The organism is Paraburkholderia phosphatilytica, assembly GCF_003443895.1.
In the GTDB taxonomy this organism is placed as follows: Bacteria; Pseudomonadota; Gammaproteobacteria; order Burkholderiales; family Burkholderiaceae; genus Paraburkholderia; species Paraburkholderia phosphatilytica.
In genome coordinates, this window is record NZ_QQOA01000004.1 from 182,003 (window position 1) to 194,316 (window position 12,314).

The 12,314-nt window shown below is 60.6% G+C and carries 9 protein-coding genes and 1 tRNA gene; 4 read left to right on the forward strand and 6 right to left on the reverse strand.

The window, feature by feature from the left end:
* Positions 1 to 47: 47 nt before the first annotated feature.
* Together hemN and DVS29_RS06120 are read left to right on the forward strand one after the other, a co-directional pair.
* A complete protein-coding gene (gene hemN / locus DVS29_RS06115; protein WP_118179524.1) occupies positions 48 to 1,439 on the forward strand; it encodes an oxygen-independent coproporphyrinogen III oxidase in 1,392 nt (463 codons plus the stop codon).
* 133 nt (positions 1,440 to 1,572) lie between these two features.
* A tRNA-Leu gene (locus DVS29_RS06120) sits at positions 1,573 to 1,657 on the forward strand.
* Positions 1,658 to 1,795: 138 nt separating this feature from the next.
* Here the strand turns inward: DVS29_RS06120 and DVS29_RS06125 are convergent.
* From DVS29_RS06125 to DVS29_RS06145, 5 genes are read right to left on the reverse strand one after another with little or no spacing between them, the layout of a single operon-like run.
* Positions 1,796 to 2,077, reverse strand: a complete 282-nt coding sequence (locus DVS29_RS06125; RefSeq protein WP_118179525.1) for a PAAR domain-containing protein — start codon at positions 2,075 to 2,077, stop codon at positions 1,796 to 1,798.
* The gene (locus DVS29_RS06130) at positions 2,074 to 3,045 is read right to left on the reverse strand and encodes a DUF6708 domain-containing protein (protein WP_118179526.1); all 972 of its coding nucleotides are present in this window, start codon (positions 3,043 to 3,045) and stop codon (positions 2,074 to 2,076) included. Before DVS29_RS06130 ends, DVS29_RS06125 begins: the two co-directional genes overlap by 4 nt.
* A 12-nt stretch (positions 3,046 to 3,057) precedes the next feature.
* Positions 3,058 to 5,631 (reverse strand): T6SS effector BTH_I2691 family protein, encoded by a 2,574-nt coding sequence (locus tag DVS29_RS06135; RefSeq protein ID WP_118179527.1) that lies wholly within the window; start codon positions 5,629 to 5,631, stop codon positions 3,058 to 3,060.
* Between the two features lie 28 nt (positions 5,632 to 5,659).
* The gene (locus DVS29_RS06140) at positions 5,660 to 6,463 is read right to left on the reverse strand and encodes a DUF4123 domain-containing protein (RefSeq protein WP_118179528.1); all 804 of its coding nucleotides are present in this window, start codon (positions 6,461 to 6,463) and stop codon (positions 5,660 to 5,662) included.
* Positions 6,464 to 6,472: 9 nt separating this feature from the next.
* Positions 6,473 to 9,022: a type VI secretion system Vgr family protein gene (locus tag DVS29_RS06145; protein ID WP_118179529.1), complete on the reverse strand. Its 2,550-nt coding sequence runs from the start codon at positions 9,020 to 9,022 to the stop codon at positions 6,473 to 6,475.
* A gap of 368 nt (positions 9,023 to 9,390) precedes the next feature.
* Here DVS29_RS06145 and DVS29_RS06150 point away from each other — a divergent pair, with 368 nt between their 5' ends.
* Complete coding sequence (locus DVS29_RS06150) at positions 9,391 to 9,726, forward strand: hypothetical protein (protein ID WP_118179530.1); 336 nt, start codon at positions 9,391 to 9,393, stop codon at positions 9,724 to 9,726.
* Positions 9,727 to 9,991: 265 nt separating this feature from the next.
* Positions 9,992 to 10,939 carry a DUF6708 domain-containing protein gene (locus DVS29_RS06155; protein WP_118179531.1) on the forward strand — a complete coding sequence of 316 codons (948 nt, stop codon included), beginning with the start codon at positions 9,992 to 9,994 and terminating at the stop codon, positions 10,937 to 10,939.
* Between the two features lie 55 nt (positions 10,940 to 10,994).
* Here the strand turns inward: DVS29_RS06155 and DVS29_RS06160 are convergent, their stop codons facing one another.
* Positions 10,995 to 12,269, reverse strand: a complete 1,275-nt coding sequence (locus DVS29_RS06160) for an MFS transporter (RefSeq protein WP_118179685.1) — start codon at positions 12,267 to 12,269, stop codon at positions 10,995 to 10,997.
* Positions 12,270 to 12,314: the final 45 nt, after the last annotated feature.

A 12,314-nucleotide genomic window follows, 5' to 3' on the forward strand; every position in this document is an offset into this window, starting at 1 on the left:
CAGCCGGAGCCTACACTCAAAACCGTCCGACGCGAGACCACCTCATCATGCCCGCCCTGCCCTCACATTCGCTGTTTCGCCCCGATCTGCTGAGCCGCTACGACGCGAACGGTCCACGCTACACGTCGTATCCGACCGCGCTCCAGTTTCGCGACGACTTCGACGTCGCGCACTACACGCATGCCGCCACCGACCCGGGCGCTTCCGCAAGCGAACTGTCGCTGTACTTTCACCTGCCGTTCTGCAGCAAGGTCTGCTTCTACTGCGGCTGCAACAAGATCGTGACAAAGAACCGCGCGCGGGCGCGGCCCTACCTCGATCTGCTGAAGCGCGAAATCGCGTTGCAGGCTGCGTACTTCGATACGTCGCGTCCGGTTTCGCAGCTGCACTGGGGTGGCGGTACGCCAACCTTTCTTTCGGATGCCGAAACGACGGAACTGATGGCAGCGACGCGTCAGCACTTCAACCTGCTACCGGACAGCGAAGGCGAATATTCGATCGAAGTCGATCCGCGCGAAGCATCGCCTTCCACGATCGTGCATCTGCGCACGCTCGGTTTCAACCGGCTGAGCGTTGGCGTGCAGGACTTCGATCCGCTCGTGCAGGATGCCGTGAACCGCGTCCAGCCGTTGCAGCTGACCATCGACGTGATGCGCGCCGCGCGCTCCACCGGGTTTCATTCGATCGGCGTGGACCTGATCTATGGACTGCCACATCAGACCATCGACAGCTTCGCGCGCACGCTCGAGACGATCGTCGAGCTCGCGCCGAACCGGCTATCGGTGTTCGGCTACGCGCACCTGCCGCAGCTCTTCAAGATGCAGCGCAAGATCGACGCGGCCGCGCTGCCAACGCCCGCACAGCGGCTCGCGTTGCTGCAACTGGTGATCGAGCGGCTGACGGATGCGGGGTACGTGTACATCGGCATGGATCACTTCGCGCTGCCCGACGACGAACTCGCGATCGCGCAGTCGCAAGGCACGCTGCATCGCAACTTCCAGGGCTACAGCACGCGGGCGGATTGCGATCTGATCGGCTTCGGCATGTCGTCGATCGGCAAGGTCGGCGACGTGTACGCGCAGAACGCGAAGGATCTGCCGGCTTACGCGGACGCCATCGGCCGCGGCCGGCTCGCGATCACGCGCGGCATTCGCCTGAGCGCGGACGACCGCATGCGCCGCGACATCATCACGCAGCTCATGTGTCACTTCGAACTGCGTTTCGACGAGATCGAGGTGACGTATGGGATTCGCTTCGACGTCGCATTCGCGAGCGAGCTGACGCGGCTGCGCGCGTTCGAGCGCGATGGTCTGGTGACAATCGGTAAGCGCCGTCTCGACGTGCTGCGCGCCGGCCGCCTGCTGGTGCGAAACATCGCGATGGTGTTCGACCGGTATCTCGGCCAGCACACGCTGAGCCGCTATTCCCGCACCGTCTGAACCCGCCGGTGCGCCGCCGCGGCGCGGACTGGGTGCTGCTTGCCCGGGTTGCGGATTTCGGCGATAATCGCTCTCTTGCCGTACGTCGCCCTTCTTTCTGGTGCGGCGTCGCGCGCATCCACCCCGTCTTCAGGCCCAGGTGGTGAAACAGGTAGACGCAGGGGACTCAAAATCCCCCGCCGCAAGGCGTGCCGGTTCGAGTCCGGCCCTGGGCACCAAAAACAAACACTCTCTATCCGCGACGAGGCCTGCTGCTCGTTGTTGGGAGTCTCGCGGCCAGTCAGGTGACGACCGCGCCTCTCTAGCCCACCGACGACCGCGCGCGCCGTGTCTGTCACAACGTCAAGCGTGCACCGTCACGCAGATATCGAACCGAGTGTTTGCGACGCCACCAGTTTCGGCAACGGATCGCATTTGCACTGACAGCAGTCGTTCTCGAGGGCGACTGTCTTTCCCATCACGGTCATGTCGCGAGGACCATCCGGCACAATCACGCCAGTCGTGTTGCACCGCGGACAATTCACCTTCGCGCCGATAAAGGCGAGCGGACGGCCCTGGAATGACGAACCTTCGACTCCTTCTTCGACCACTCCGTCGTGGTCAGTCTTGTCGCCCTTGAGAATGAACCGACGGCTCATGTCGCGAACCTCTCTGCGTTAGCGTTGACTGGGTTGCATGCGCGCTCGACCTCGTCTGGCCAGACGGGTTTTCGGCAGCTCAGTTGCGCGAGGTAGCCTGCCAAGGCGAGGAAGAACGTCGGTATCGCCGCCCCGAACATGAAATACTTCAACATGGGATTCGGCGAATTCAGCAGATCGGACGCACCGTCGAACTGCTCCTTGAGCATGTTGCGTAATGAGACGTCCGTGGGGAGAAACTCGGATGCTGCCGGTACTACGGAGGGGCCTCCCTCCATGAAGCGGCGGATGTATTCGAAATTCGCGTTCAGTGCGTTCGTCACTTCGAGGTCGCCGGTGCTGCCCTCATCGAAGGCCGTAACAAATCGTCGGCCAAGCGAGAAGGTGTCTTTCACACGACCTTTTTCATCAAGAACGAGGCAGCGCACCATCCGCGGCGCAGTGCGCGTAATCCCAGCCTTAGGCCTGCGTTCAACGTAGAGAAACGCGCTGTCCCAGGGCACGGACACCACCCCTCCAGTCCCATTGTGCTTGAAAGCGTAAATCATTCGGTCGCGCCGGTTGAGTCGAACCGGCTTGTGGGTGTAGGTGAAACAATCCCTGCTCAGGGCCCAAAGACCAATTCCAAGGAACCAGAGCATCACGATCAGGAAGACGCCAAGGACTCCGCGAATCAATCCGAGCTGCCCACGCTGCTCGTAGATGGGCGGAATATGCGTCATCATCCACAGCAGCAGAACGACACCAGCGAGCGAGACTATCCCAGGCAACGTGAACGCTACTACGCCCCAACCCTTCTCGGAGTAGTTTCCATCGCACACTTCCAGAAAGGTTTCGTTCATCGAAAACACGGAGCGGCTATCTTTGGGCGAATCCGACACAGACTGGCCAATCGAAAGGCGAGCCGCATTTTCATCGTCGCTAACGGGCCGATTCAATCGATACCGCGTCATTCCATCAAATGCCATCTCTAATCTCCGTTACGAGAGCATTGCAAGAAACGCCTTCCTGTCTTCATCAAGAGTCTGGAAGCTTTCCGCGCCCTTCTTCAACCCGAAGTAGCAGCGCTCCAGCCACTCATAAACCTCTCTGCCCTTGAAATAATTCATCAGAACACCAATCACTGCGGCAACCAGCAGCAGGGGGAGCGCAATCACAGCAGCTGCAGATGCGGTCATGAATACAACCGAGTAGGCCAACGCGACCCCGACAGTCGCCGACGCCAAGTCAAGCGCCATCATAATCATGTTGCCCTCCTTAAAGTCGTTGTAAGCATGATAGAGGTCAATCGCGGCAGACACTGCCCCGACAGCCGCGCCACCGTAACGTCCCGCGATATTCAGAAATTTCGCGAAGCGTAGCCACCCGGCGCCCACCTTAACACCTCCCTCTTCAAGTGCCTCGAAAGCGGCCGCTCCATACGTTGCGACGCCTGACGCTGCCCCGCCAATCGCGTTTTTCCATTTTATGTTGTTCTCACCGGCATTGAACCGATTCGACTTTTCGAGTTCAGCATGTGCAAAATGCAGGTTGATGAGGCTGAAAATCGCACCAATCCCCGTAAAGCCAGGTTCGCCCTTTATCACAAGCCGGAACTTTGGCAGATAGACGTTCTTTACGACATCCGGAGTCAGCGTCACGCTCGCCATTTTTTCGAAGCCAGGCTGGGAACTCACGTTTGCAAGATGTGCAGCCTCCGTGGCTGGACTTTCGACCAGCACGAACTGCTTTACCTTGACTTCCGGATCGGAGCTGCCGGCCGCAGCCTTGGTCTGCAACTGGTCCTGAAGGTCCTGAACCTGTGCCTGCTGCGCGCCGGGCATCATTTCCTGAATCTGCGCGGCCACGTAGTTCACCCACTGGTTGGCCGTTCCGTACACGGCCTTGTATTCGAACAGCACCTTGGTGCGCATGCACAGCGTCGCATAGATGACCTTTACTGCGGCCGTGTCCACACCCGTGCTGATGGTCTGGACAAGCGGGCCGCCCGCCTCGTGAAGAAGCTTCGCGAGCGCCTGCGCGACTTGAGCCTTGATGCCCTTGTCCTTCGACTCCTGCACGTCGGTAATCTTGCTGAATGACTCAATGAGTTTTGCAACAAACTCTCTCAGCTCCGCGTACGGATAGCTCGACGCCTCCTTGACCTTGTCGGCGAGAACAGGGCTGTTCAGCACAAAAGAGCGCAGCAGCGGGTTCCGCGTGTCCAGTACACTTCCGCCCGCCCACTTGACCAGTGCGTCGACTGCCTCTTTCCGGTCCGCAGAGCCCTCGATGCAACTCGTGAAAGTCTGCGTGTAGTGCAGCGCCGAGCGCCAGTTATCCTGCTCGTAGTCGTGTTCGAACACGTTCAGAAGCGCATCGCTCGTCAACCATGCGGCGTGGTCCTGGGAAAGCGGAGCAAGCGTGGTGGCCTGCTCCTGCTTCATCGCATCCGCCATCGCCTGCTGAAAGTTTGTAATCTCCTGCTGACGATAGTGGGTCGAGTACGGCTTCCATGAGTCGACATCAGCACTTGCCAATTCCTTTTCCTTCTCGTCTTCGAGGCTCTTTATCTGCTTGTCCAGCATTTTGCCGCCGTCAAAGAGCGAGGCCAGACCTAGCGACTCATAGGTATTCCCCTCAAGCATTGAGGTGCTTCGCTCGATGTCCTCCTTGGCCGAGGCCGTGACCGCCTTGTGCAATGCGTCGATGGCGCTTGCGGTCCAGATACCGTGCTCGTATTTGTCGAGAGCGGCGCCGAAGGCCACCCGTTGCTCGAAGTTGAGTTCCTGCGTGATGCCGACTGCGTCCCAGAGCGCGAACACCATGCCCTTGCTCGGCTGGATGGTGTCCATCGCCTTTTTCAACGCTGCTGACTGCCCCGCACGGTCGTGATAGGGAAAGCAGCCCGTTAGCATTGCATCAGGATGCTTTCCGCTTCCGTACTCGTTCAGGAGGCTTTCTACCTGGTTGACGCTGGCCGAATGCGGTTGCGAGGTGTTTCCGTTGTACGCCCCGGCCGCGTCGAGCTTCTGCATTCGCTTGTCCCGGCAGCCCATGAAATTTGACGCGTACAGGTCGCGCACGGCCTTTGTCCAGAGTTCATCGCTGAACGCGAGATAGACGGTGCCAGCACTCTGGGCGTTGTCGATGGTGATGCACTGTGCGAGCTGGGCATGTCCGGGCTGATGGCAACTGAAGGGCTTCTCGAAGCTCCGGTCGATAGGAATGTCGAGCGGATAGTCGTACAGGTTTCCCTCGGCGGTCACTGCGTAGGCCTGCCATCGTTTCGTGGCTGGATAGAAGACATACACGAAGCCGTACCGCAGTGTGCGCAGGGCGTACTTCGCCCTCTTCAGACTCGTACCTGTGACGCCCGCGCCGAACGTACCCCCGACCGGGAGCACTCCGGCCGCCTTATGCGCGTTCGTGTCCGCAACGACACCATATCGCACGGGCAGAATCGGGAGACCTTTCTTCTTGCACATGTTGCACGACCCCGCGGACGGTGTGCTCGTCTGCGAAACGTTCTGGGTGAGCTGGGTGATGTTCGCGAAATCGGTGTCGAGTGCCATTCGTTTTCTCTTTTTACGGGCGCGTTGCCTACTGGTACTGAATGCTCTCGCGAGCAATCGTCTCCCAGTCGCTGGGGCCCCAGTTCGCGACTGAATTGACGTAGGACTGCTCCGGCGCCTGCAGAATCGTCCTGATTCTCGGGTGACGGTCGAAGTACGGCGAGACGAGCAGCCCGTGCAGTGCGAACGCCTGGAGGTCTGCACCGTCCAGCATGTAGGCAATGCCCTTTGCGAACTGCACATCAAGCAGCGTCGGCGTGTCCGGTGGCGTCGTCGCCCGGTTGGCGCGCAGCATGTCCAGCGCGCGCTGCACGAGTTCGATTCGCCCGATGCGGCTGAACTGCTCTGGCGTGACCACGAAGGCGCCCTCCGACTTTCCTGTGACCTTTACTGTCGTCCATTCGCCAGCAGGGTCCAGAAATTTCCACGACTGCACGGGCCCGAGCAGCGCGTCGAACTGCTCCTTCCTGAGGATGCGGCTCAGGTGCGAGAACACGCGCGGATCGTGATAGCGGAATACCGCTGTGTCGCGGCCATCCGGCCGGTCAACGAGGAGCTGGTCGGCCAGATGCTGCTGCACGCGGCCCGTCGCGCTGTCGGACGTGACAATCGCGCAGATGATTGGCGGCGCACGTCGCTGGTGGCGGAGGGCCGCCACTTTCCGGAGCACCGGCAGTTGCTCAGCTGGATGTTCAGCACAGTACAGCACCGGAACAACGCCCTCGAGTTCAGGGCGATCGGCCGGCACCAGTTCGCCGATTTCATAAACGGGAGGCGCGTCAGACAGCTCGAGCTTCCCGTTGGCGGGTTCAACGATAACGTAATGGACCATGGCGAGCCCCTACACGAGCGCCGAGCCGGCCTGCGCCGCTGCCGCGAACTGCTGCGCGCACGACTTGGACGGCGACGCCTGCGCAGCTGCATTCGCGCTCTCGGGGCCTTCGAACGACAGCGGACTGCCCTTGACTTCCACCAGCCCCGGAGCGTGGATGAAGATTTTCCCCTCGGCGATGCGAATCGTTGCGCCGCCGGCAGTGAGCGTGATTTCCTTCTGGGCTGTCACGTTCACGGAGTCGGAGGTGGATACGACCTTCAGCGTTTTGTCCGCCGTGAGTTCGATGTTGTCGGACTGCGCCTGGATTTCGACCTTCCCCTTGGCCGCGAAGAACTTCATGCCCGCGCTCTGCACGAAGAAGCTCAGCTTCTCGCCGACGCTCGCAATCCACGATTTCGCCACTGCGACATACGTGTTCTCGCCACTGACCAGGTTGACATGCCGGGTCGCTGTTGCGTGCAGCGTCTGCTGGGTCGAGAGACCCATCCCGGAAGGGCTCGCGAGCAAGATGATGGGTTCCGAGAAGGCATTCGCGGTACCGGTGCCTCCACCGTCCGTGCGCCCACCGGACGCACTTGCCTGCGCGTTGCTCTGCGTTGCGGCGGCGAAGTCCTTGATGTCGTTCTGGGCATCGTCCAGGCTCTCAGCCTTCGCGTCCGTTGCTGCCATCGAGCGCCGCTGGATGACCGCGCTTGAGTCGAGCAGGTGCTGTGTGGCTTCCTTCGTGTCGAGCTGCTGGCTCGTCGTACCGCCCCGCGCATACGTCGTGACGTAAAGGCCTTGGCCAGCGCGCACCGCGCCGAACGAACTGGTCTTCATCTCGAACCCGTTGCCCAGATAGCTGCCGCGGGTGTTGCCGTCGTGGTTGATGAGATATCCGACGTGGAGGTATGAGTCGGCCGTCGAGCTGTAAATCTGAGCCCTCGACTGCGAGGTCGAATCGTCAAAAACGAGCTGGTTAAAGCCCTGCCCGCTGTACTCCTTCGACTTGAATCCCGACAGCAGACCGTTCGTATTCCAGTGTGGCGTGTTGGTCGAGTGGAACAGCACACCGGTGATGACGGGCTTGTCGCAATCCCCTTCAAGATAGCCGATGGCTACCTCCTGACCTGTCCGCGGAACGAACACCGACCCGAAGTTGTTCCCTGCCGCCGGCGCGACGACCCGGACCCAGCACGAGGCCGATGCGTCCTTGCTGTTCAGCCGGTCCCAGTGCATCTGCACCTTCACCCGATTCAAGGCATCGGTGTACACCTCCTCGCCCGACGGTCCGACGACCGTGGCCGTCTGCATGTGCATGACGGGCTTGCGGTGCTCGAACGGACTGCGATACGGCACGAAGCGGCGCTGCGCCTCGATTTCCACCAGGAAGAAACTCTCGCCGCCGAGCGGGTCCTTCGTAGTGAACAGCGACTGCTCCTCCCGGTGCTCGGCGCGCACGCGAGCGAGCGTGCGCTGCAGACTGTGGGGAAACGGACGGCTGTTACCGAGCGGCAAGTTGTTCTGAATGTACCAGCGGGTCGCGACGACAGCGAACTGCTGGTTTTCCTGCGAGTCGTCGTCGTGCTCGGGGTGGTCTTTGAGCGTGAACGTGCGCCCGATATCCATGCCCTGCACGCTGCCGACGCCGTAAAAGCGCTTCGTGCGCGAAGCCAGTTCCTCGGCGCGGATGCGTGCGGCCTTGTCGCCCTGGTCGACATCCTGCCCGGCAGGGAAGCTGTAGTGGCCGCCGTACTCATAGACCTCGAGGCTGTCCGGCACCTCGCCCTGCTTCGCCTGCGACAGCGCCGAGCGCTCCTTCGGGCGTGCCGGCGTTTTATAGTCCGCAGTACGAAAGCCGTAGCGCACGCTCTGCGTGGTTCGCTCGCTGCCCCATTCGACCATCGTGTTTGTCTGGCCCTTGCGGTCAGCGCGATAGAACGACACCTGCTCCGGATCCAAAGGCTTGCAGTTCGCGAGGTTGTCCGTGATGACGACCGTGTGCGATTTGCCATCGGACGACTGCTCCACGTAGCTGAACCAGCCTTCGGACTCCAGGAGGCGATGGACGAAGTTGTCGTCGGATTCGTACTGCGTGCAGTAGGACCGCTTCATGCCAACGTCACGCGTGGCGAAACGGTACTTGCCACGTGCGAACGGGTGTCCGTTGAAGACCTGCGTGAGTATGTCAGTCGTCGACTGCTCCTGGAAGATGCGCGCGTCCCTCCGGAACTGCAGGAACGTCATCCACGACCCGAACGAAAGCTGGTAGTAGGTCAGGCCGCCATCTCCGCCCAGCCTTCTCGTCGCGAAGACGTAGCCGTGCCATGGGAGATAGGTCTGGTCCGCCTGAAGCAGCCACATCGTGACCGGCTGGCCCATCAGGCTCTTCAACTCAACCGCTTTCTCCTTCGCAACGACATCGACCGTAAACGCCATGTCCCGGCCCAGACGCGACTCGCCCATGACCCGTTGCGGCAACAGCGCCTGCGCACCTAAGGGAGTATCCAGGATGACCGCTCTGTGTGACTGCTCGATTCCGGCGCTCGATAGCACCGAATAGGCGGATTGACCCATTATGAATATCCCCGTTGATGCGACGTTCTTGAAGAGCAGAATCTTAAATTGAAAAATCGCGTTCGCACAACGCGAGAATCGCAATTTAAACCTCTTTTAAAACATGCGAAAAGCAAAAAGAAGAAATATATTCCACATCGCTTGGCTGTCACTTATCCATAGCGTAGTTTTTACTGAATGATTGCAGCCAATAAGATCCTTGCGGCTACAAGTTCTTAACTTTAAAGAAGACGGCTCGGCACGTGCGCAATGAAAGACGTCGTTCGGTCAAATCCGCAACCTTTTGCAAATAAATCACCACCGGGCGAGGCTGTCATTCGCATCAGATATCTACATCTACGTCCAAGGACAATGCCTCGATTGCCATCATGGAGAAATGCGGGCCGTACGTTGAAGTATTCGGTCGCGCGGTCGGAGTTGCAGCGGGTCTGGTTGGCACATGGCATGACTTCAAGCAATTCCAGTCAGAGCGGAAAGCCGGCCATGGCGCGTTGGCATGGCTGCATTTCGGCTCTGCAACTGCAAGTCTGCTTCTATGTGTTGCTACTATTGCTGAAGCAACGGTTCTTATCTTGCCGCCCATTATTCTTGTACTGATTGTCAACGGTATCCTGATAGCGCGGAAGGTGCACCACGAAATCGACGAATGGATCAGCAAGTATGTCTTCGGTACTGGAGATGAGAAACTCTCGGCGCAGGACTAACGCAAGCAGTTCGAAGCCCTGAAATCGTAGGCGAGGGACTATGGCGGTTGACCACATGACGAGGGTGACCTTGAATCTCCCGACTGACGACGACGAAGCTGCGCCGCGTCGATGTTCACATGCCTGCCGCCGACGCAGCTGCGGACGCCCATACGGTGTTTGGGATGAACGACGTCTACCTTGAGGATCTCGAAAGCATTCTCTTCACGCAAGACCAGTCGTTCGCGGAAGAGCAGAAGGCGTACAACGGATTGGGAGCATAACAATGGCATGGGATGGTGTGTTCTGGGTGAAGCTCCGCCAGCAGCTCACCGATGAGGAAAAAAAACGGCAGCTCAAGGCCGATGCGCCGGCAAGCAGCAAGCCGAAGACCGACTATTCGGTATTTGGGATGAGCGACGCATGTCTCGAAACCACCAATGTTGCGTACGTGCAGCGTGGAATACTGACGTACGGCTGCATTTTCATCCTGGCGATGGGGGTCCTCTTCGTCGGTACGGCGATATGGGCGATATCGAATCCACCTCCCAATACGCACGGGGCTGAACTGGCGCTGGCCATGGCTTTCATGGTGTGCTACATGCTGTTTGGATGCGGCGTCGTACTCGTGTCGCTCTGGGGTTTTCATCAGGAAAACTTCACCTGGACCAGAATCCCGATTTGCTTCAATCGAAAGACACGCATGGTCTACGCCTTCCGTGGCGCAGGCTCGAAAAGCGTTATTTCTGTTCCTTGGGACAAGGCGTTCTTTTTTATCGAGAAGCGCGCTAAAGACCCGATTTCGCGCGGAACGCCGTATGGACTGCGTTGCCATGTTCTTGACGACCAGGGCTGTGTGAAACAGTCCTTCTCCTTCGGTCGGCGGGTGTACACCGTTGACGACGAGACAACTGAAAATGGTCGCTCAATTGTCCACGAACTAAATGACCAGTTTGAGTTCATTCGTCTGTACATGGAAGGCGGCCCGTCGGCCGTCCCGGCTCTCGACCTAGTTCCGACCGCCGTGTCACTAAGCAATAGCTGGAAGCTGGTCTTTCGCGACGACAGGGCGCTACTTGCCGAGGGCAACATTGTTGCCAGCTCTCTCGTCTGGTTGCTGAAGCCGTTCTTGATGTTGATGGTAATTCTGCACTACATCGGCATGCGCACAAGTCGCGAACCGGTCTGGCCGGCGGACATCAATGCGGGCCCAGCGTCGCTCGTCCGAGCCTAGTCCATGGATGCAGGAGCAAGCTTTCAATCACGACCTTGCGACCACGCGCCACGTTCTACACCACCTGCACGCCATCGGGAATCTGCTCGAGCCGCGCGACCGCGGACACCAGGATGATCGCCGCCTGCACGGCGAACATCGCCGTCGCTGCGATCAGACATGCGCTCACGCCGAAGTGTCCGCTGATGGTCGCGCCGAGCAGCGCGCCGAGCGGCCGCGCACCGTACGTCGCAGTGCTGTTGAGTGCCGACACGCGACCCATCATCCGCGACGGCGTTATCGCCTGGCGCAGCGTCGTCGACCCGACGGTCCACAGGATCGGTCCTGCGCCCACCAGGAAGAAGCTCAGCGTCGCGAGCCAGAACGACGGCACGACGAGCGTCGACGTCATCACGAGCGATGCGGCGAGCCCGCACAACGGTCCGATCGTCAGCGTACGGCCGAACGCGAGGCGACGCGCAACCGACGGCGCCGCGAGCGCGCCGCACACCATCCCCACGCCGTACGCGCCGAGCGTCACGCCCACGGCCGATGCGCCGAGCCCGAGCCGATGCACGGCATACGGCACGTAGATCGCCTGCAGGATGAAGAAGCCGACGTTGAAGAACACCGCGGTGGCGAGCATCGGCCGCAACAGCGCGTCGCGCATCACGAAGCTCGCGCCTTCGCGCAGTTCGCCGACGAAGTGACGCCGCGCCACCGGCTCGCGCGGCGGCTCACGCAGACCCGCGAGCAGCACGACGGCGAGCGTCGACAGCACCGCCGCGCAGCCGTACGCGGACTTCGCGCCGATCGCGCCGACCAGCACGCCGCCCAGTGCCGGCCCCGCCGAATACGCGACGCTGCGCGCCAGTTCGAGCCGCCCGTTCGCCGCCGGCAACTGCGCACGCTCGACAAGCGACGGCACCAGCGCGGGCGCCGCGACACTGAACGCAACGGTGCCGCTCGCACCGATGAAACCGAGCACAGCAAGCCACGTCATCGACAGATGATGTACCGACAACAACAGCAGCACGCCCAGCATCGCGACCACGCGCAGCGCTTCGGCGCCAGTCATCAACGAGCGGCGCGAGCGGCGATCGGCCCAGACGCCGAGCGGAATCGACAGCAGCAGGAACGGCAAGGTCTGCGCGGTCTGCAGCCAGCCGGTGTCGCGCGCACCCGCGCCGAGCGCGAACACCGCGACGAGCGGCGCGGCCGCGAGGCTGATCTGCTCGGCGCATTGCGCGGCGAGATTCGACCACGCGAGGCGCTGGAATATCGGCGGCAACGGATCGCCGACGGACGAACGAACAAAACGGTTGAAGCGGTTGAAGCGGACGGAACGCATGCGGGACCTCCGATGAAGAATGACGCCTTCATCGTCGGCGTTCGC